At 67.7% G+C, this 19,452-nt stretch carries 18 protein-coding genes; 2 read left to right on the top strand and 16 right to left on the bottom strand.

All coding sequences use genetic code 11. The features are described from left to right. Positions 1-4: 4 nt before the first annotated feature. From ACSFBF_RS29890 to ACSFBF_RS29830, 13 genes are all read right to left on the bottom strand, one after another. The gene (locus tag ACSFBF_RS29890; protein WP_435473345.1) at positions 5-2,428 is read right to left on the bottom strand and encodes a TonB-dependent siderophore receptor; all 2,424 of its coding nucleotides are present in this window, start codon (positions 2,426-2,428) and stop codon (positions 5-7) included. Next, entirely contained in the window at positions 2,425-3,498 is a 1,074-nt protein-coding gene (locus ACSFBF_RS29885; protein ID WP_435473343.1) for a FecR family protein, read from the bottom strand. The genes ACSFBF_RS29890 and ACSFBF_RS29885 overlap by 4 nt, the downstream gene beginning before the upstream one ends. Continuing rightward, positions 3,495-3,995, bottom strand: coding sequence for a sigma-70 family RNA polymerase sigma factor (locus ACSFBF_RS29880; RefSeq protein ID WP_093058818.1), 501 nt, complete (start codon positions 3,993-3,995; stop codon positions 3,495-3,497). The genes ACSFBF_RS29885 and ACSFBF_RS29880 overlap by 4 nt, the downstream gene beginning before the upstream one ends. Positions 3,996-4,346: 351 nt before the next feature. Further along, a complete protein-coding gene (locus tag ACSFBF_RS29875) occupies positions 4,347-4,970 on the bottom strand; it encodes a sensor histidine kinase (RefSeq protein ID WP_435473341.1) in 624 nt (207 codons plus the stop codon). 171 nt (positions 4,971-5,141) lie between these two features. Then, a complete protein-coding gene (locus ACSFBF_RS29870) occupies positions 5,142-5,867 on the bottom strand; it encodes an SGNH/GDSL hydrolase family protein (protein WP_435473339.1) in 726 nt (241 codons plus the stop codon). Between the two features lie 124 nt (positions 5,868-5,991). Continuing rightward, a complete protein-coding gene (locus tag ACSFBF_RS29865) occupies positions 5,992-6,537 on the bottom strand; it encodes an Rrf2 family transcriptional regulator (protein WP_435473337.1) in 546 nt (181 codons plus the stop codon). Between the two features lie 124 nt (positions 6,538-6,661). Beyond that, a complete protein-coding gene (locus ACSFBF_RS29860; protein ID WP_435473335.1) occupies positions 6,662-7,582 on the bottom strand; it encodes an SMP-30/gluconolactonase/LRE family protein in 921 nt (306 codons plus the stop codon). Between the two features lie 17 nt (positions 7,583-7,599). Beyond that, on the bottom strand, positions 7,600-8,490 hold the full coding sequence (locus tag ACSFBF_RS29855; protein WP_435473333.1) for an amidohydrolase family protein: 891 nt from the start codon (positions 8,488-8,490) through the stop codon (positions 7,600-7,602). Between the two features lie 10 nt (positions 8,491-8,500). Beyond that, on the bottom strand, positions 8,501-9,454 hold the full coding sequence (locus tag ACSFBF_RS29850) for a tripartite tricarboxylate transporter substrate binding protein (RefSeq protein WP_435473331.1): 954 nt from the start codon (positions 9,452-9,454) through the stop codon (positions 8,501-8,503). A 23-nt stretch (positions 9,455-9,477) separates the two neighbouring features. After that, positions 9,478-10,455: a Bug family tripartite tricarboxylate transporter substrate binding protein gene (locus ACSFBF_RS29845; RefSeq protein WP_435473329.1), complete on the bottom strand. Its 978-nt coding sequence runs from the start codon at positions 10,453-10,455 to the stop codon at positions 9,478-9,480. Positions 10,456-10,504: 49 nt separating this feature from the next. Next, positions 10,505-11,431, bottom strand: coding sequence for an NAD(P)-dependent oxidoreductase (locus ACSFBF_RS29840; protein ID WP_435473327.1), 927 nt, complete (start codon positions 11,429-11,431; stop codon positions 10,505-10,507). Further along, complete coding sequence (locus ACSFBF_RS29835; RefSeq protein WP_435473325.1) at positions 11,428-12,117, bottom strand: RraA family protein; 690 nt, start codon at positions 12,115-12,117, stop codon at positions 11,428-11,430. The genes ACSFBF_RS29840 and ACSFBF_RS29835 overlap by 4 nt, the downstream gene beginning before the upstream one ends. A 41-nt stretch (positions 12,118-12,158) precedes the next feature. Then, a complete protein-coding gene (locus ACSFBF_RS29830) occupies positions 12,159-13,145 on the bottom strand; it encodes a Bug family tripartite tricarboxylate transporter substrate binding protein (protein WP_435473323.1) in 987 nt (328 codons plus the stop codon). Positions 13,146-13,315: 170 nt separating this feature from the next. Here ACSFBF_RS29830 and ACSFBF_RS29825 point away from each other — a divergent pair, with 170 nt between their 5' ends. Further along, positions 13,316-14,068 carry an IclR family transcriptional regulator gene (locus ACSFBF_RS29825; protein ID WP_093077188.1) on the top strand — a complete coding sequence of 251 codons (753 nt, stop codon included), beginning with the start codon at positions 13,316-13,318 and terminating at the stop codon, positions 14,066-14,068. A gap of 28 nt (positions 14,069-14,096) precedes the next feature. Here the strand turns inward: ACSFBF_RS29825 and metE are convergent, their stop codons facing one another. Beyond that, positions 14,097-16,388: a 5-methyltetrahydropteroyltriglutamate--homocysteine S-methyltransferase gene (gene metE / locus ACSFBF_RS29820; protein ID WP_435473321.1), complete on the bottom strand. Its 2,292-nt coding sequence runs from the start codon at positions 16,386-16,388 to the stop codon at positions 14,097-14,099. A 106-nt stretch (positions 16,389-16,494) separates the two neighbouring features. On the opposite strand from metE, the gene ACSFBF_RS29815 reads away from it, so the two are divergent. Then, complete coding sequence (locus ACSFBF_RS29815; RefSeq protein ID WP_435473319.1) at positions 16,495-17,388, top strand: LysR family transcriptional regulator; 894 nt, start codon at positions 16,495-16,497, stop codon at positions 17,386-17,388. Here ACSFBF_RS29815 and ACSFBF_RS29810 read toward each other — a convergent pair. Beyond that, complete coding sequence (locus ACSFBF_RS29810) at positions 17,379-18,239, bottom strand: isocitrate lyase/PEP mutase family protein (protein WP_435473317.1); 861 nt, start codon at positions 18,237-18,239, stop codon at positions 17,379-17,381. The two genes, ACSFBF_RS29815 and ACSFBF_RS29810, sit on opposite strands and share 10 nt — an antisense overlap. A gap of 15 nt (positions 18,240-18,254) precedes the next feature. Beyond that, positions 18,255-19,448 (bottom strand): 2-methylaconitate cis-trans isomerase PrpF, encoded by a 1,194-nt coding sequence (prpF, locus tag ACSFBF_RS29805; RefSeq protein ID WP_435473315.1) that lies wholly within the window; start codon positions 19,446-19,448, stop codon positions 18,255-18,257. Positions 19,449-19,452: the final 4 nt, after the last annotated feature.

Genomic DNA, 19,452 nt, shown 5'->3' with positions numbered 1-19,452 from the left:
GTGACTACCAGCGGTAGGTGAGCTTCGCCTGCACCGTGCGCCCCTGGCCGAAATACTGGCCGTAGCCCGCGATGTATTTCCTGTCGGTGAGGTTGGTGGCGTTCAGCGCAAAGCTGTAGGGGCCGCGTTCGTAGCGGATGGCCGCGTCGACCAGCGTGTAGGGCGGGTTGTAGCTGCTGTTGTCCACGCTGGCCGGCACCTTGCCGACATGGCGCACGCCGCCGCCCACGCTCCAGCCCTGCAGCTCGGGGCTGCCGAAGCGGTAGTCGAGCCACAGCGCGGCGGTCTGGCGCGCGGTGTTGAGCGGCTGCTTGCCCAACTCGTCGGGGTTCAGGCTGCGGGTGATCTTTGCGTCGAGCAGTGTGTAGCTGGCCACCAGCCTGAGCTGGCGGGTCAGCGAGGCGCGCGCCTCGAACTCCGGGCCGCGCGTGCGCACCTCGCCGATCTGCGAGACCGGGTTGAGCACGTACGGGGTGAACGTGGGCGAGTTGTTCTTTTTCAGGTCGAAGACCGACACGGTGAACAGCGCGTCCACGTTCGGCGGGCGGTACTTCAGGCCCACCTCGAACTGCCGGCCGAGCTCGGGCTTCAGGAGGTCGCCGCCGGCGATGGTGCCCAGCAGCGGGGTGAACGAGGTCGAGTAGCTGAAGTAGGGCGCCAGGCCGTTCGGCGCGAGGTAGAGCAGGCCCGCGTTGTAGGTGGTCTTGGTGTTGGTGTCGAGGCCGACGGACGACGACACCGCCTGCGGCCCCGGGCTGGCGCTGTTGTGCGCCCGGTCCTGCCGCACGGCCAGCCCGAGGGACCACGGCCCCGCGCGCATCTGGTCTTGCACGTGGAGCCCGCGCTGCGTGATGCCGTTGGTCGACTGCACGGGGAACGCGGGCTCGGGCACGGGCGCGCCATAGACCGGTGCGAAGGCATCGATGGAGGGGGCCGGATCGACGCTGGTCTGCGTGGTGCTGCTCTGGCGCTGGTACTCCAGCCCCATCAGCAGCGTGTGTTCCACCGGCCCGGTACGAAAGCGCCCTTCGAGCTGGGTGTCGAGCGTGGTGGTGCGGCTCTTGTCCTTCATCCGCACCACCGCGCGGTCGAGCGTGCGCAGGTCGCTCTCGAAGCCGGTGCCGTAGATCTGCCGGTAGTCGATGTCGAGCGTCGCGTGGCGCGCGTTCTGCCGCAGCGTCCAGTTGTCGTTCAGCTGGTGCTCCAGCAGGTAGGTGAGCGAGAACGCATCGCGGTTGTAGCGGTCGAAGCCGGGCTCGCCAATGAAGCGCTCGCGCGGAATGCTGCCGTTGGGGTTGGGCGAGATGAGCGCGCCTTCGGGCCAGATGCTCTTGGGCGTCATGCGGTCGCGCGTGGCCTCGGCCATCAGCGTGACCTTGGTGCGGGACGAGGGCGTCCACGTCAGAGACGGGGCGATGAAGCTGCGGTCGTCGCGCGAGAAGTCGGTCTGGCCGTTGCTGTTGCGCAGCACACCGTTGAGCCTGAAGAGCAGGCTCCCGTCGGCGTTCATCGCGCCGCCGAGGTCGAAGCTGCCCTGGTAGCGGTTGCGGTTGCCCACCGAAAGGCTCACCTCGCGCACCGCCTCCGCCGAAGGGCGCTTGGACACCATGTTGATGGCCCCGCCTGGTGCCGACGGGTCGTAGACCGCACCCGGTCCTTTCAGCAGCTCGACGCGTTCCAGCGCCTGCGGCTCGACCAGCCATCGCGTGACGAGGCTGGTGGTGGGGAGCTTGAAGCCGTCGAGGTATTCGGCGGGCGTGAAGCCGCGCACCGTGAGCGACGCGAAGCGCGGGTCATAGCCGCTGACCTCGGTGAGCACGCCGGCGGAGTAGCGCAGCGACTGCTCGACGGTGTGCACGGCCTGGTCGTCCATCTGCGCGCGCGTGACGACGGTGACGGCGCGCGGTGTTTCGAGCAGCGAGGTGTCGGTGCGGGTGGCGGTGGCGCTGCGCTGCGCCACGTAGCCCTGCACCTGGCCGTCAGCGCGCTCGCCCTGTGCGGTGACGATGAGCGTGGGCAGCGTGCTGCCGGTGCCCTGGGCTGCCGCCGTGGCGGCTGCCGGGCGCACTGCATAGGCGCCGCTGCTGCCGGGCACGGCCTCCAGCTGGTGGGGCGACAGCAGCTCGGCCAAGCCTTCGGGCACCGTGCGGCTGCCCTGGAGCGCGGCGGCGCTCTTGCCATGTACCAGCGCCGGATCGAAAGACAGCGTAATGCCGGCCTGGCGCGCGAAGGTGCTGAGCGCGTCTTCGAGCGCGCCGGCCGGAATGTCGAAACCGGCGCGCGCGGAGGCCTGCGCCTGTGCGCGTGCGGACCCTGCGGGCGCAGCCCATCCCGCCGCGACGCCCAGCAGCAGCGCGGGAAGCAGGGTGGGCCTTGCAGGCCGGAACCGCCAGAACCCGGGAGGGCGGTCCGGAAAAAGTCGTCTCAACGTCGCGCGACAGTCAATGTGCCTCCTGTGCCATGTTCGAGCCGTACAGGCAGTGTGCGAACCAGCGCTTCGAGCGCGCGGCCGACCGGGTCGGGGCCGTTGAGCTGGAACACGCCCGACACGCGCAGCGAGGCCACGTCCGCATCGCACAGCAGCGGCGTGCCGTGGTAGCGCGCGAGCTCGGCGACGAAGGCGTCCAGGCGCATCTGCCGGGCCACCAGTGCGCCGTCGGTCCAGGCGTCGGGCTCGAAGCTGCGGTCCACGATGCGCTGGGGCTGTGCCGCGCCGCCGCGCACGATGTAGCCGTCGCCGGCCTGTGCGACCACCGGCGGTGCGCCTTCGGTGTGAATGGCCACGCGGCCTTCGATGAGCGACAGCCGCGTCTGGTCGTCCTGCTCGCGCACGCCGAAGCGCGTGCCGAGCGCCTCGAAGCGCGCATGCGGCGTCTCGACCCAGAAGGCGCGGTGGCCCAGCAGCGCGCCGCTGTCGGCGCCGGTGCGCACGAAGAGCTCGCCGCGGCTCAGCACGATGCGCCGCTGGCGCGGCGAGAAGATCACCTGCACCTCGGAGCCGGTGTTGATGTTCAGCTCGGTGCCGTCGGCCAGCGTCACGCGCTGGCGCTCGCCCACGGCGGTGGCGTAGTTGGTGCGCTGCTCCCAGGGCGTTTCGCGCCAGACGAACAGGCCGACAACGCCGCCGGTGACAGCCAGGCCCAGCACGCCGAGCGCGCGGCGCCGGCTTTGCTGCTGCCGCTGCTGTTGCGCGCGCATCAGGGTCGCGGCCTGCAGCGCGCCGTGGGCCAGCGCGCCGCCTGCATCGCCCATGTCGCTGCTCATGCCGCTGCCGATGCGCGGCACCTGGCGGAAGGCGTCTTCCACGGCCTGCACCTGCTGCCAGGCTTGTTCGTGCGCGGGGTGCGCGGCGCGCCACGCGTCGCAGGCGCTGTGCGTTGTTTCGTCCGCGCTGCCGGAGCCCAGCCGCACGACCCAGGCGATGGCCTGTTCGAGCAGGTCGGAGGCGTTGCCGCCGTCGCCGGACGAAGGAGAAGAGGAGGGGAATGCAGGTTTCATCGCAGCGCCAGGCAGTGGCGGATCGCGGTCGCCATGTATTTCTCGACCGAGCTCAGGCTCACGTTCAGGCGCTGCGCGATCTCGGCATAGCCGAGGCCGTCGAGCCGCGAGAGCAGGAAGGCGCTGCGCGCCTTGGGCGGGAGGCCGTCGAGCATGGTGTCGATGCGCACCAGCGCCTCGACCAGCAGCAGTTGCGTCTCGGGTGAGGGCGCCTGCGGCTCCGGCAGGGCCGCGATGGCTTCCATGCAGGCGCGCTCCAGCGTGCGGCGGCGCACATGGTCGACCACGAGGCCGTGCGCGATGGTGGTGAGCCAGGCACGCGGCTCGCGCACTTCTTCCACATCGCCCGGACGGCCCAGCACGCGCACGAAGGTGTCCTGCGCGAGGTCGGCGGCGTCGCCCGCGTGGCCGAGCTTGCGGCGCAGCCATCCGAGCAGCCAGCCGTGATGGTCGCCATAGAGGGTTTCCACACTGCGCGTGGGAGGACGGTCCGGCATGGAAAGGAGAGAGAAGTCGTTCGGGAACGCAGCGAGCGTTGCAGGCATGAATCTATCTCACTGGGTTGACATTTGTGAAAGCTTTACTGCCGCGGCTGCATCCCGCCGGGGGATGGCCCCGGGTCTGCATGATCGGCGCGAGCGTGGACACGTTGGCGGCGCTGGTGCTGCCAGCCTCGCAGCGCCCGAGGCCGATCGACAGCGCAAGGCCGCCTGCCGCCGCGCCGAGGCAGCACACGCTGGCCAGCCAGGAACGCAGGGAGCCCGGAACACCGATGGCGGCTCGCGCCCGTGTTTGTGCGCGTGTCCGTGCACGGGTCTGCGCCGGCACGAAGAGCCAGGGGGTGGCCATCACAGCAGCCCCTTCGGGGCACGCACTGCGCGGTCGCCGTACAGCGGAAACCGCAGCGTGAGGCAGCCGTCGCCCAGAGGCGAGGGCGCGGTGTAGATGCGCGCGCCGTGCCGCGCCACGATGGCCCGGCAGGCATGGATGCGGGGCGTGGCCGCGCGGCCGGCGCTGGTTTCGAAGGCGTGCGACAGGCGGGGTGCGTCGATGTCGGTGTCGCTGTCGATAGTGGCCTCGCGCCAGCTGATCACCGCCTGGTGTCCTTCGGCGCGCGCCAGCACGTGCAGCGTCGTGCCCTGCGGCAAGGTGGCGGCGGCAGCGTCGGCGATGTGCGCCATGAGCTGGGGCAGGTCGCCGGCGATCACGGCCACTGGCAGCGGGTCTTCCGGCAGGCGCAGGTCGAGCCCGATGCCGCGTTGCGCCAGCGTCGCCCCGTGGGTGACGGCGAGCGCGCGCAGCGGCTGTCGCAGGTCGATGCGCTCGCGCGTGGCGACGGGCTCCAGCCGGGCGCCGATGTGGGCCGGCGGCGTGCCCGCGGCGCGCATACCGAGCGCCTTGCCCGTGAACCAGACGGCGCCAAGCGCGAAGAAGGCGGTCGCGACGATGCAAAGGCTGCTTGTTGCGCTCATCGGGCAGCCTCCTGGCGGTGCGACGTTGACGATTTGGGCGATGACGGTGGCGTGCGGAAAGTGCTCTGAAGCATGGCGAGGCGGCTCCTCTTTCGGTCTCAGGTGAATGCACTTCCTTGCCGAACGGAACCGCCAAAACCCGTAATGGCGCACCGAAAAAAGTTGCGGGTGTCAGTACCTGCACTCGGGCGCGGCCTGGTCGAGCAAGGCCACGATGCGCCCGACCAGTCGCTCGCTGTAGGCGGGCGCGGGGTGCAGCACGTCGGCCATCTCGGCTGGCTTGAAGGACACCGCGCCCCAGTCGGCAAACAGCGCGCCGGTCTCGCCGGCCACGCGCCGGGCGATGTTGTCGGCCGCGTCCCTGCCCGGGGCGGAGTGCGTCTGGCGGCTGAGGCCGGTGATGACCGGCGTGCGCCCCTGGGCCTGTACGTGCGCCACCATGCGGCGCAGCGCCGGCTCGTAGGGCTGGCCGAACTGCCCGTCGTTGATGCCGTGTTGCAGCACCACGAAATGCGTGGTCAGCGGTGTGCTGGAGAAGGCGGGCGCGCGCTGGGCGGCTGTCGACCCCGGCGCGCTGTTGTCGAGCACCGTGTAGGCCGGCCGCAGGCGCTTGAGCATCGCCGCGGGCGGCTCGTCGAAGCGCTTGTTGTAGCCGTAGGCGCCGTGGAGGATCGAGTCGCCCTCCAGGGTGACGGTGCAGTCGCGTGGTGCGTCGTCGGGAGCTTTCGCGGACGCCGCCGGACGGGTCGGGGCACTGCTGCTGTGGCTATTGCTGCTGCCCCTGTCGCCTCCGCAGGCGGGGACCAGCGCACCGACCGCAAGGATGGCAAGCAGCGTGAAAGCGATGTCGGACGGGCGGACACAGGCCGCGTGTCGGCGTGCAGAAAGAGAAACCAAGGCGATCTCCGGCAAGGGCCTCCGGCGTTTTCCGGAAGCATCGATCCCTTGCCGTACGAGTCTTCAAAACCCGTAATTTGCCTTGCGTTTCAGGTCAGTCAGCCATGTAAAGCCTGCTTTGTCTTCAGCGCTTGGCGAACACGCCGTTCCACGCGAACACCGAGTTCGGCGCGTTCACGCGCATCGGCAGGGCCGCGGGGCTCGGTGGGGCTTCTTTCTTCTTCGGGGGCTCGTGCTCGACGCGCACGCCCTTGGCCAGCTGGTCTTCGACCAGGCTCTGCAGAGTGACGGAGCCCAGGAATTCCATGACATGGTGCTTGGCGGAGGCCCACAGCGCATCGGTCGAGTAGCAGCCCTTGCTGCTGCCGCCGGCGTCTTCCTTGTTCGGCGAGGCTTCGGTGTCGGCCAGTGGCTGGCCATCGACCGAAGCGAGGATGTCCGCCACGGTGATCTCGGACGCCCTGCGCGTCAGCGTGTAGCCGCCGCCCGGTCCGCGCGTTGCCTTGATCAGCGCATGCTGGCGCAGCTTGCTGAACAGCAGTTCGAGCGATGAGCGGGCAATGTGCTGTCGTCGGCTGATCGACGCCAACGGTACGGGGCCATCCCGCTCGCGCATGGCGACATCGATCATGGCCGTCAAGGCGAAGCCGCCCTTCGTCGTGAGACGCATGGAGTGTTCCTCGGTGTTGGGTTTTGCAAACAATGCGTGATAGGTGTGCAAAAGACCGGGAAAGTTTCCTTCGGGAGGTAAAGGCCTTTTTTGAAACAAATCGAAAAAAGCCCGTGGCGGGGGGCTAGGACGGCCAGCGATGCAGCCGCACGCCAGGAGCGTCGAGCGCCAGCTTCAGCACGTTGCCGTGCGTGGAGTCGGTGACGAACAAGGTCGACCCGTCCGGGCCGCCGAAGGCAATGTTCGTCGTCGAGGCGCCGGCGGGCCCGCGCAGCACCATGACGGGCTCGGCGCGCGTGTTGAGCACCCAGACATAGCCCAGGCCTGGATTGGCGACCAGCACCCGCCCCTGTGTGTCGACCGCAAGCCCATCGGGGCCGCTGGGCCCGTAGGACGTGAAGAACTGGCTCACCTTGGCGACGCTCCCGTCGGCCAGCAGCGGCACGCGCCAGACGCAGTTGCCGCGCGTCACCGCGAGATAGAGCACCTTGCCGTCCGGCGAGAGGGCCACGCCATTCGGGCTGGGCACGTTGGACAGCAGCAGGTCTAGCTGCCCGTCGGGCCTCAGGCGATACAGGCGGCCCGAAGGGTCGTGCAACCCGCTCTGGCCCTGGTCCGTGAAGTAGACGTTGCCCTGCTCATCGAGCACCAGGTCGTTCACGCCCTTGAAGCTCTCGGTGTTGCGCCGCTGAAGGTGCGGCGTGACGTGGCCGGTTCGCACATCCACCCGCATCAGGCCGTTCTTGTAGTCGGTGACGAGCAGGGTGTGTGCGTCGACGAACTTCATGCCGTTCGGCTCGCCGTCGTACTCGGCGACCAGTGTCCATTCGCCCGATGTGTCGATGCGGAAGATCCGGCCGAAAGGGATGTCCGTGACGTAGAGGTTGCCGTCGTCGTCGAACACAGGGCCTTCGAGGAAGGAGTCGGTCACCTGGCCGCCGCGATTGGCATCGGCCCAGACGCTGGGCTCCGGGCGCCGGAACGATTCGGGCATGCTGGTGAAGGTCTGCAGGTCCAGCACCTGGGGCGCTTGAAGCAGGTACAAGTCGGTCTCCTTGGCGATCAGGCAGTCGCGAAGCCATAGAGCTTCGCCGGGTTGTCGACCAGGATGCGGTCGCGCACGGCGGTGCTGTCGTCGCACCACGCCGAGAGCACATCCGCCAGGTCGGCGTCGTTGACGGTCCCTGGAGTTTCCGTGGTGTGAGGCCAGTCGCTGCCCCAGACCAGCCGTTCCGGTGCTGCCTTGACCAGCGCGCGGCCCAGCGCGAAGGCATCCTGGTAGGCGGGCGCTCCATCGCGCGATCGCATGTAGACGCCCGACAGCTTCATCCACGTATTGCCGCCGTCGAGCAGCCGGCGCGCCACCGCGAACGCGGCGCCATCGACACCGTCGGCCGGGTCGATGCGGGCCATGTGATCTATCACCAGCGGCACCGGGAGTGCCGTCAATATCGGCTCGAGTTCCACCAGTTGTTCGGGCTGCAGGAAGACCTGGACGTGCCAGCCCAGCCGGGCCACCTTGCGTGCCAGTGTCGTCAGCATCTGCGGCGTGGTGACGCCCCAGGACTGCGGTGTCACGAAGTTCACGCGCAAGCCGCAGATGCGTTGTGCCGCCAGCCGGTCGAGCTCGTCGTCGGCCACGTCCTGGCCGACGACTGCGATGCCGCGCGCACTCTCGCCCAGTTGCGCGAGTGCGTCGAGCGTGCAGGCGTTGTCCGTGCCGTAGGTCGAGGGGTTGACGACCACCGTGCGCGAAGTTCCGAGCCGCCGCTGCAGCAGCCGATAGGCGGCCACCTCGGCGCGCGGCGGCTGGCGCTTCCAGTGCGGCGATGCGGCGAAGCGCGGGTCGAAGATGTGCATGTGGCTGTCGCAGGCGTCGGGCGGCAGGCCAGTTGCAGGCCGGTTCATTCCCACCGAATGGGGAACCGGCTGCGCGTCAGGGGCGTGATTCATGGGGCCTTCTTCAGTCGAGCTTGATGTTGCCCTTGCGGATCACTTCCGCCCATTTCGCATCTTCCTTCTTCAGGAAGTCGGCGAACTCGGATGGCGTCGAGCCGACCGGCTGCACGCCCACGTCCACGAAGCGCCGCTTCACTTCGTCATTCTTCAGGACATCGACCACCGCCTTGTGGAGCTTGTCGGCAATGGGCGCCGGCGTGCCGGCCGGCAGGAGCAGGCCGTTCCACTCGTAGGCCTCGTAGCCGGGCGCAACGGTTTCGGCGATGGTCGGCACATCGGGCAGGCGCGCGGAGCGCTGCGGCGACGACACAGCCAGCGCGCGCAGCTTGCCCGAGGACACGAGCGGGTACGACGCGGCGATGGTGCTGAACATGAAGTCGACCTGCCCACCCATGACGTCGGAGATGGCGGGGCCGCCGCTCTTGTAGCCGACATGCACCATGTCGAGCCCGAGCCGCTGGCGCAGCAGTTCCGCCGCAAGCCGCTGCACGGTGCCGCTTCCGCCCGATGCGAAGTTGAGCTTTCCGGGTTCGGCCTTCGCCCTGTCCGCGAGGTCCTTGATGCTCTTCACCGGCGACTCCGCGCGGACGATCACGATGTTGGGCGCCAGCGAGACCAGCGCCAGCGGCTGCAGGGCATTGCCGGCGTACGGCATGCGAGGAAAGAGATGCGGATTGATCGAGTACGGCGTGGCGTCGTAGAGCACCGTGTAGCCGTCGGGCGCGGCCTTGGCGGCAAAGCTCGCGCCGATGGTTCCGCTGGCGCCGGGCCTGTTGTCGACGATCACGCTGGTGCCCAGCTTCTCGCCCATGCGCACCGCCAGCACGCGCGCCAGCGCGTCCGCGGAGCCGCCCGGCGCATACGGCACGACGAGCGTGATGGGGCGGTCCGGAAAGGCGGCCTGGGCGGACGCGGCGGCGAAGAGGCATGCGGCGAGCATGCATCGGATGGCCTTCATCATGGGTTCCTTGGGGTGTGCGGTCATTCGGTCTTGAGGTCGAGCGTTCGGGCCAGCTCGCCATAGAGCTTGACCTCGCGCGCCAGTTGCGCGCCGAAGGCATTGGCGCAGATGTTCTGTGCTTCCATGCCGAGCGAACGCAGCTTTTCCTGCGTGGCCGGCGCTTGCGCAAACTCGGTGGCTGCGCGGCGCAGCACGGCCAGGACTTCCGGCGGCGTTTTTGCTGGCGCCAGCAAGCCGTACCACGCGTCGGCCGTGTAGCCCTTGACGCCCACCTCCTCGAAAGTCGGCACGTCCGGCAGCAGTGCCGAGCGCTTCGGCGCCGCCACGGCCAGGGCCGTCACCTTGCCCGACTGCACCTGCGCGAGCACCGAGCCCAGCGTGGCGAAAGAGCTGTCGACCTGGCCTCCCATGAGATCGGTCGTCGCCTGCGCCGCGCCCTTGTACGGGATGTGGTTCATCGACGTGCCCGTCAGCCGCGTGAACTGCGCACTCGCGAAATGCCCCGAGCTGCCCGAACCCGGCGTGGCATAGGTGCGCTTGCCCGGCTCGGCCTTCACCGCCTGCAGGAATGCGCCGAACGACTTGCCGGGCATCGATGGCCCGACGACCAGCACCGTCGGGCTCACGGCGAGCGAGCACACCGGGGCGAACGACCGCACCGCGTCGAACTTGACCCGCTGGCTGTAGAGCGCCGGGATCATCGTGTGATTCGTCGCGCCCAGCAGCAGCGTGTACCCGTCTGCCGGCGCGGCAGCGACTGCTTCGGCCGCTAGGATCGTGTTGGCGCCGGGCTTGTTGTCCACGATGAAGGGCTGGCCCAACGCGCGAGACGCGTGGTCGGCAAAGGCGCGCGCCACCACGTCGGTGGGGCCGCCTGCGGAAAAGCCGACGAGGATGCGCACGGGCTTGGCCGGCCAGGTTTGCGCATGCGCTGCTGCCAGCACGGCCGACAGCCCGAGTTCGGCCATCGCCCGGAGGGCGTTCTTGTCTCTGTTCATTTTTTGTCTCCTTGTTCGAGTCTGGATGGTGCCGCCTTGCGGCAGCGCCTCAGACGCTCGTCGTCTGGCGGGCGAGCACCTGCAGCAGATTCTTCGCCGCGCCGACGCCCATGTTCACGTAGGCATCGCTGGTCACGCCGCCGATGTGCGGGCTCAGCACGATGTTCTTCTCGCCCTGGAACGGATGGCCGGGCGCCATCGGCTCGACCGCGAAGCTGTCCAGCCCGGCCATGGCCACCTGGCCGGAGCGCACTGCCGCCAGCAGCGAAGCCTCTTCGATGAGGCCGCCGCGTGCCGTGTTGATGACGATCACGCCACGCTTGCACCGAGCCAGTGTCTGCGCGTCAAGCAACCCCCGGTTGTCGTCCGTCAACGGACAGTGCAGGGAAATGGCATCGGACTCGGCCCAGATGGTCGCCATGTCCACGGCTTGTACATAGGCCGGGAGGTTCCTTGCATACGGATCGAACCCAAGCACGCGCATGTCCAGCGCATCGGCCATGCGCGCGAAGCGCAGTCCGATGGCACCGAGCCCGATAAGGCCGATGGTGCGGCCGCCGAGTTCGAGGCTCTTGTGCGTCGCCTTGTCCCAGTGGCCGGCATGCATGCGGGCGTCGAGTGCCACCACCGACTTGGCGCAGGCCAGGAGCAGCGCGAGCGCCTGTTCGGCCACCGCTGCGGCATTGGCGCCCACGGCCGCGACCACTTCGATGCCACGCGCCTGTGCGGCCACCTTGTCGATCGTGTCCGTGCCGCTGCCGTGCTTGGAGATCACCTTGAGCGAGGGAGCCGCGTCCATGACCGCGGCGCCCACCTTGCCGTAGCGAACGATGATGGCCACGGGGTCATGCGCGCGGCACAAGGCGACGAGGTCGTCCTCGGTCGGCGTCTTGCCTGCGTAGATGACTTCATATCCCTCGAGGAGGTCGAGTGCCTGTGGCGCGAGGTCGGCGCCCGTCACCAGGATGGCTCTCACAGCGTCTCGCCCTCCTTCAGCACACCGGCCGTGCGCAGCGCTGCATCGAGCCACTTGGCGGCGGTGTTTCCGTCCTTGATGGCGGCGATGCGCGCGGCCTCGTCTTTCACCTTCTTCGCGGCGAGAGGCAGCAGCGACTCGATCTTCTCGCGCTCCACCACGACCACGCCGTCGCCATCGCCGACGATGAAGTCGCCAGCATGCACAGTGACGCCGCCGATCGATACGGGATGGCCGATGCGTCCGCCGATGTTCTTGGTCGGCCCGTTCGGATTGGTGCCGACCGAGAACACCGGAAAGTCCATCTCGTCGATCTCGTTGCTGTCGCGGCAGGCCCCGTCGATGACCACGCCGGCAATGCCGACCTGCTTGCAGGCGGTCATCATGATCGTGCCCATGAGCGCGGAGGTCTGGTCGCCCTTGCCGTCGATCACGAGCACGTCGCCGGGCTTCGCCATGGCAATGGCGGCATGGATCATCAGGTTGTCGCCGGGGCGTACCTCGACGGTGATCGCGGTGCCGGCCAGCTTCATGCGGGGGCGCAGTGCCTTGATGCGTCCGTCCACCGCGCCGCGGCGCCCGGCCACGTCGGCCAGGATGGCGGGCTGGAATTCGGCAGCCTGCGCCACGATGTGCGCCGGCACGCGCTCGAAGTTGCGGACGATGTCGGGAAGGGGCGATGACATGGAAATGCTTTCAGAAGTGATGGAGTAAAGAAGAAGGGCGCTCAATCCAGCTTGATGCCCGAAACCTTGACGACGGCGCCCCAGCGGACACCGTCCGTGCGAATCAGCGATGCGAACTTCTCGGGCGGGCCGGACATCACCTCCGCGCCTTGCGCCGCGAGCTTCTTCTGCACTTCAGGTGTGGCGAGTGCCTTGTTGAAAGCTGCGTTGAGTTTGGTGACCGCATCCTTCGGCATGGCCGCGGGGCCTGCCACGCCGAACCAGGTGACGGCCTCGAAATCCTTGTAGCCAGACTCGGCCATGGTGGGCACGTCAGGCAGGTCCTGGTTGCGTTGCAGCGAGGTCACGGCCAGCGCGCGCAGCTGGCCGCTCTTGATCTGCGCGATCAGGGTCGGCACGGACGAGATGTACATCTGGATCTGGCCGCCAACCAGATCGGTCAGGCCTTGCGATGCACCCTTGTAGGGAACGTGCGTGAACTGCACGCCCGCGGCCTTCTGGAACTGCTCGGTGGCGAGATGGGCCACCGTGCCGTTGCCCGAGCTCGCGTAGTTGAGTGCGGTGGGCTTGGCCTTTGCGGCGGCGACCACGTCCGCGAGCTTCTTGTAGGGCGACGCGGCTGAGACCACCAGCACCAGCGGCGCAGATGCGACGAGGCCCACCGCGGCGAGGTCCTTCACCGGGTCGTAGGGCAGCTTGGCGTAGAGCGTCGGATTGATCGCGAGGTTGCTGGTCTGCCCCAGCACCAGCGTGTAGCCGTCGGGGTTGGCCTTGGCTGCCGCGTCGACACCGATGTTGCCGCCGGAGCCGGGCTTGTTGTCGATGACGATGGTCCAGCCTTCCGAGGTCGCGACCTTGTTCGCCACTTCGCGGGCAATGATGTCCGTGCCGCCGCCCGGCGGGAACGGCACGACGAGGCGGATGGGGCGCGCCGGATAGCCCTGTGCCAGCGCCATGCCGCAAGAAAACAGAAGGGCGAGGCCGAGGGCCGTGCGGCGAGGAATGGAGCTGGGGCTCGAGGTACGCATTTGTCTTGTCTCCGGAATCGTTCGATCAATCAGTGCCTGCGAGCGGTGGTGCTCAGAGGCATGAAGCGACTTTAGATTTGCGTTCCGCTCCATACAATGGTGGTCCACTGAACGGACCATGGACCACTGTGCGAAACAAATCGACGGCAGCCAAGAGATCGACCGAAGTCATCGAAGAGCCGCGTGAAGTGGACGCGGGCGCCACGGGCGGCGTGACCGCCGTCACCCGTGCCCTGCAGCTGCTCGATGCCTTCGGCATGCAGGACGAGCGCCTCTCGCTGGCCGAACTGACCCGCCGCAGCCACATGCACAAGACAACCGCGCTGCGGCTGCTGCGCACGCTGGCGCTTGCCGGCTACGTGGTGCAGCGCGACGACGGCGAATGGCGATTGGGGCCTGCGGCAGGCTGGCTCGGAGCCCGCTATCAAGCCAGCTTCGATGCCAACAATGTGGTGGAGCCGATGCTGCTCGCCCTGTCGCATGCAACGGGCGAGAGCGCGGCGTTCTATGTGCGCGAAGGAAATTCCAGGACCTGCCTGGCGCGCGTGGAAGGGCCGCAGCCCATCCGGCACCACGCACGCATGGGCGCGATGCTGCCGCTGGAAAAGGGGTCACCGGGGCGGGTGATTCTTGCGTTCTCCGGCGAGCCCGGAAAGCTGTACGAAGACATCCGCAAGAAGGGCTATCACTTCTCCATCGGCGAGCGCGAGAAGAACGTGGCGACCGTGTCGGCGCCGGTCTTCGGCCTGCGCTGGGCGCTGCTGGGTTCGGTGTGCATCTCGGGCCCCGCGGACCGGCTGCCCAAGGCAAAGCTGCTCGGCCACGCGAAGACGATCATGAAGGCCGCGAACGAGCTCTCCTATGCGCTGGCTGGCCGGCCCACTGCGCAGACACCGGCCGTGGTCTCCACCTGGCATCCCTAGACGGGGGCCGGTGGAGCCTGCGCCGGGCTCAGGCCAATGCGCGCAGCGTCTTGGCGGCCGCCACCATGTTGGTCAGCGCCGGCACTACTTCCGCCCACTGGCGCGTCTTCAGGCCGCAGTCGGGGTTGACCCACAGGCGTTCGGCAGGAACGCGCTCCGCCGCCTTCTTCATCAGCTGCACGATGTGCTCCTGGCTCGGAATGTTCGGCGAGTGGATGTCGTACACGCCGGGGCCGATCTCGTTGGGGTACTTGAAGTTGTCGAAGGCATCGAGCAGCTCCATGTCCGAACGCGAGGTCTCGATGGTGATGACGTCGGCATCCATGTCGGCAATCGACGCGATGATGTCGTTGAACTCCGAATAGCACATGTGCGTGTGGATCTGCGTCTCGTCGCGCACGCCGTTGGCCGTGATGCGGAAGGACTCGACAGCCCAGTCCAGGTACTCCTGCCACTGCGACTTGCGCAGCGGAAGGCCTTCGCGCAGCGCCGCCTCGTCGATCTGGATCACGCGCACGCCGGCCTTCTCCAGGTCGAGCACTTCTTCGCGGATGGCCAGCGCGAGCTGCTTGCATGAGGCCGAGCGCGGCTGGTCGTCGCGCACGAAAGACCAATTCAGGATCGTGACGGGCCCGGTCAGCATGCCCTTCATGGGCCGGCTGGTGAGCGACTGCGCGTACTGGGTCCACTCGACCGTCATCGGGCGGGGGCGGCTGATGTCACCGAACAGAATCGGCGGCTTCACGCAGCGCGAGCCGTAGGACTGCACCCAGCCGAACTGGCTGAAGGCGTAGCCCTCGAGCTGCTCGCCGAAGTACTCGACCATGTCGTTTCGTTCTGCCTCGCCATGGACCAGCACGTCCAGGTCGAGTGCTTCCTGCTCAAGCACGCTGCGGGCGATCTCGGCCTGCATGGCGGCCTTGTAGCCTGGCAAGCCGAGGCGGCCGGCTTTGAACTCGCTGCGTGCGTGGCGGATTTCCGCGGTCTGCGGGAACGATCCGATGGTGGTGGTGGGGTACTGCGGCAGCTTCAGGAGCGCAGCCTGCTTGGGCGCGCGCTTGGCGTAAATGCTTTCGCGCTGGCCCAACTGGCTGTTGAGCTTGGCGACAGCCGCCTGAACGGCGGGGTTCTTCACGCGGGGCGACGAGCGGCGCGCGGCAAGGGCCGCACTGTTGGCTGCCAGCTCATCCTTCACGGCATCGCGGCCGTTGCGCAGGGCGGCGGCCAGCACTCTCAGCTCCTCGAGCTTCTGAAGCGCGTAGGCGAGCCACCACTTGACCTCGGCATCGAGCTTCTGCTCGCTGGCCAGGTCCACCGGCACGTGCAGCAGCGAGCACGACGGTGCGATCCAGAGGCGGTCGCCCAGGCGCTGCGCCAGCGGCTCGAGCCAATCGAGGATGGCCGCCAGGTCGCTCTTCCAGATGTTGCGGCCGTTGATGACCCCGAGCGACAGCACCTTGTGCGCGGGCAGCATGCTCAGCAGAGGCACCACGTCGTCGCGGCCGTTGATGGCGTCGACGTGCAGGCCCGCCACCGGCAGGTTGGCGGCCAGGTACTTGTTTTCCAGCAGCTGGCCGAAATAGGTCGCGAGCAGGATCTTGACCTTGGCGGCCTTGAGATGGTGGTAAGCCGTGTTGAAGGCATGTTGCCAGTCGGCGTCCAGCTCGGTGACGAGCAGGGGCTCGTCGATCTGCACCCACTCGACGCCCTGGGCCGCCAGCGCGTCGAGCAGTTCCGCGTACACCGGCAGCAGGCGCGGCAGCAGCGCGAGCTTGTCGGAGTCGTCCTTGGCCTTTCCGATGGCCAGGTACGTCACGGGGCCCACCAGCACGGGCTTGGCTTTCACACCTTGCGCCTTCGCTTCGGCGAGCTGCTCCAGGATGCGCGATGCGTCGAGCTTGAACTCGGTTGCCGACGTGAACTCGGGGACGATGTAGTGGTAGTTGGTGTCGAACCACTTCGTCATTTCGCCCGCGGCAACACCGCCGCAGCAGCCCGCGTGGTCTTCGGCGGACTGCGCCGAGCGGCCGCGCGCCACGCGGAAGTAGTTGTCCAGGGCATCGCCGTGGAAGCCGCGCACACGCTCGGGCAGGTTGCCGAGCGTGAAGCTCATGTCCAGCACCTGGTCGTAGAACGCGAAGTCGCCCACCGGCACCAGATCGATGCCGGTCTGGTCTTGCCAGTGGCGTTGACGCAGCTCGGCGCCAAGGGCCTTGAGCGCGTCGCGCGAAGACTCTCCCTTCCAGTACGACTCGAGCGCGAACTTCAATTCGCGCCTGGCGCCGATGCGGGGAAAGCCAAGGTTGTGGGTGGTGGTCATGGGTATCGGAACGTCCGGCAGTCAGAGAAAGCGTGGATCGTAGGTTTGCCGACTGTTGAAGTAAAATGGTCTTATTTCACGTATCCATGAATACTGCTCATTGATCATGTTGGAGCGCACGCATCTCACCATCGTTCAGGAGGTGGACAAGCAAGGCTCGCTCACGGCTGCCGCCGAGGTGCTGCACCTGACGCAATCGGCCTTGAGCCATTCCATCCGCAAGCTCGAGATCCAGCTCGGAACTGAAATCTGGCAGCGCGAAGGGCGCGGCCTGCGACTGACCCAGGCGGGCCAGTACCTGCTGGCGGTCGCCAACCGCGTGCTGCCGCAACTCACGCTGGCAGAAGAACGCTTGCGCCAGTTCGCCCAGGGCGAACGCGGGTCGCTGCGCATCGGCATGGAGTGCCACCCCTGCTACCAGTGGCTGCTGAAGGTGGTGTCGCCGTACCTGGCGTCATGGCCCGACGTGGACGTCGACGTGAAGCAGAAATTCCAGTTCGGCGGCATCGGTGCGCTCTTCGGTTACGAGATCGACCTGCTGGTGACGCCCGATCCGCTCTACAAGCCAGGCCTGCACTACGAGCCGGTGTTCGACTACGAGCAGGTGCTCGCGGTTGCGCGCGGCCACCGCCTGGCGAACGTGCCCTACGTCAAGCCTGCGCAACTGACCGAGGAGGTCCTCGTCACCTACCCGGTTGCGACGGACCGGCTGGACATCTACAACATGTTCCTGATGCCCGCGGGTGTGACGCCCAAGCGCCACAAGGCGATCGAGACAACGGACATCATGTTGCAGATGGTGGCGAGCGGCCGTGGCGTGGCCGCGCTGCCTCGCTGGCTGGTGGAGGAATACGCGGAGAAGATGGACATCGTGCCGGTGCGGCTGGGCTCGCGCGGCATTGCCAAACAGATCTTTCTTGGCGCGCGAGAGGCAGACACCGACGTCGATTACCTGAAGGCCTTCGTCGAGCTGGCGCGGCAGCCGGCGCCTCAGGTGTAGCGCTTCTCCAGCGCGTCCCACTCCGGCTTGCCGACCAGGCGCTGGCGCTCTGCAAAGGTCGCGACCAGTCCGCTCGATTCCTGCACTTCCTTCTCGTCGCGCAGCACCGTCAATGCCTTCTGCATGCCTGCCACGGCGCCCTGCAGCGCGGCGTTGGCGTAGAGCACGATGCCGTAGCCCAGCTCGCCCAGGTCCGTGGCATTGAAGATCGGCGTCTTGCCGCCGATCACCATGTTCATGAGCTGCGGCTTGACCAGGCGCTGGGGCAGCGCGCGGATCTCTTCGGCCGTGGTGACCGCTTCGACGAAGAGGATGTCGGCGCCGGCCTCGGCAAATTTTTGCGCCCGCTCGACCGCGGCCTCGAAGCCGTGGACTGCAGCCGCATCGGTGCGGGCCATGATCAGCAGGTCCGGGTCCTGGCGCGCATCGACGGCCGCCTTGATCTTGCTCACCGCCTCTTCGGTAGCAATCACTTCCTTGCCCGAGAAATGGCCGCAGCGCTTGGGCGCGACCTGATCTTCGAACTGGATGCAGTCGGCGCCGGCGCGCTCCAGCGTGCGGACCGTGTGGCGCACGTTCAATGCGTTGCCGAAGCCGGTATCGGCATCGACGATCAGCGGCACCGACACCGCATCGCGGATGCGCGCCGTGTGATCGGCAATTTCCGCCAGGCCCATGAAGCCCTGGTCGGGCATGCCGAACCACATGTTGGTAACGCCTGCGCCGGTGATGTAGATCGCCTTGAAGCCCAGGTCTTCGATGACCTTGGCCGAGAGCGCATTGAAGGCGCCCGGAACGATCAGGCCGCGGCGGGCCTCGGCGAGGGCTTTGAGTTGCTTGCGGGTGGACATTCGGGAAACTTCCGATCAGAAACTGTCGCCGGGCACGCGCACCCAGCCTTCCATCAACACACGGGCGCTCCGGCTCATCAGGGCCTTGGTCACCACCCATTCGCCATCGACCTTGCGGGCCTCGGCGCCAACGCGCAGCGTGCCCGATGGGTGGCCGAAGCGCACCGCTTGGCGCTCGCCACCGCCGGCCGCAAGGTTCACCAACGTGCCGGGGATCGCCGCTGCGGTGCCGATGGCGACCGCGGCCGTGCCCATCATGGCGTGGTGCAGCTTGCCCATCGACAGCGCACGCACGAGCAGGTCCACGTCCGCTGCCTTCACTGCCTTGCCGCTGGAGGCCGTGTAGTCCCTGGGCGCTGCGACGAAGGCCACCTTGGGCGTGTGCTGGCGCCTGGCGGCTTCGCCGATGTCCTTGATGAGGCCCATCTTCACTGCGCCATGCGCGCGGATTGTCTCGAACATCGCCAGCGCCTTCGCATCGCCGTTGATCGCGTCCTGCAGTTCGGTGCCGGTGTAGCCGATGTCCGCGGCGTTGACGAAGATGGTGGGAATGCCCGCGTTGATCAGCGTTGCCCTCAGCGTGCCTACGCCGGGCACCTCCAGATCATCGACCACCTTGCCGGTCGGGAACATCGCGCCGCCGCCTTCGCCATCGCCTTCGTCGGCCGGGTCGATGAATTCCAGCGGCACTTCAGCTGTGGGGAAGGTCACGCCGTCGAGTTCGAAGTCGCCTGTTTCCTGCACTTCGCCTTCGACGATCGGCACGTGGGCGACGATGGTCTTGCCGATGTTGGCCTGCCAGATCCGCACGGTGCACGAACCGTTCTGCGGCACGCGCGCCCGGTCGATCAGGCCCTGCGCAATCGCGAACGGCCCGACCGCCGCTGACAGGTTGCCGCAGTTGCCCGACCAGTCGACGAAGGCGCTGTCGATGGAGACCTGGCCGAACAGGTAGTCGACGTCGTGGTCCGGCCGCGTGGAGCGCGACAGGATCACGGTCTTCGAGGTGGACGAGGTGGCAGCGCCCATGCCGTCGATCTGCTTGGCGTAGGGGTCGGGGCTGCCGATCACCCGCAGCAGCAGCGCGTCACGCACTGGCCCGGGCTGGCGCGCCGCCGCGGGCAGGTCCTGCAGGCGAAAGAACACGCCCTTGCTGGTGCCGCCGCGCATGTAGACGGCGGGAATCTTGATTTGGGGAGCGGATGCCATGGCA

The sequence above is a fragment of the Variovorax nivicola genome (assembly GCF_051216475.1).
GTDB lineage: Bacteria > Pseudomonadota > Gammaproteobacteria > Burkholderiales > Burkholderiaceae_C > Variovorax.
This window is presented reverse-complemented; position numbering and strand designations above follow the sequence as displayed.

Bases quoted from the DNA above. Each gene is read 5' to 3' on its own strand.
- ACSFBF_RS29835 (WP_435473325.1), bottom strand. From the start codon at position 12,117: ATGTCATCGCCCCTTCCCGACATCGTCCGCAACTTCGAGCGCGTGCCG.
- ACSFBF_RS29850 (WP_435473331.1), bottom strand. From the start codon at position 9,454: ATGAAGGCCATCCGATGCATGCTCGCCGCATGCCTCTTCGCCGCCGCG.
- metE (WP_435473321.1), bottom strand. From the start codon at position 16,388: ATGACCACCACCCACAACCTTGGCTTTCCCCGCATCGGCGCCAGGCGC.
- ACSFBF_RS29855 (WP_435473333.1), bottom strand. From the start codon at position 8,490: ATGAATCACGCCCCTGACGCGCAGCCGGTTCCCCATTCGGTGGGAATG.
- ACSFBF_RS29810 (WP_435473317.1), bottom strand. From the start codon at position 18,239: ATGTCCACCCGCAAGCAACTCAAAGCCCTCGCCGAGGCCCGCCGCGGC.
- ACSFBF_RS29845 (WP_435473329.1), bottom strand. From the start codon at position 10,455: ATGAACAGAGACAAGAACGCCCTCCGGGCGATGGCCGAACTCGGGCTG.
- ACSFBF_RS29880 (WP_093058818.1), bottom strand. From the start codon at position 3,995: ATGCCGGACCGTCCTCCCACGCGCAGTGTGGAAACCCTCTATGGCGAC.
- ACSFBF_RS29875 (WP_435473341.1), bottom strand. From the start codon at position 4,970: ATGAGCGCAACAAGCAGCCTTTGCATCGTCGCGACCGCCTTCTTCGCG.
- ACSFBF_RS29885 (WP_435473343.1), bottom strand. From the start codon at position 3,498: ATGAAACCTGCATTCCCCTCCTCTTCTCCTTCGTCCGGCGACGGCGGC.
- ACSFBF_RS29865 (WP_435473337.1), bottom strand. From the start codon at position 6,537: ATGCGTCTCACGACGAAGGGCGGCTTCGCCTTGACGGCCATGATCGAT.
- ACSFBF_RS29830 (WP_435473323.1), bottom strand. From the start codon at position 13,145: ATGCGTACCTCGAGCCCCAGCTCCATTCCTCGCCGCACGGCCCTCGGC.
- prpF (WP_435473315.1), bottom strand. From the start codon at position 19,448: ATGGCATCCGCTCCCCAAATCAAGATTCCCGCCGTCTACATGCGCGGC.
- ACSFBF_RS29815 (WP_435473319.1), top strand. From the start codon at position 16,495: ATGTTGGAGCGCACGCATCTCACCATCGTTCAGGAGGTGGACAAGCAA.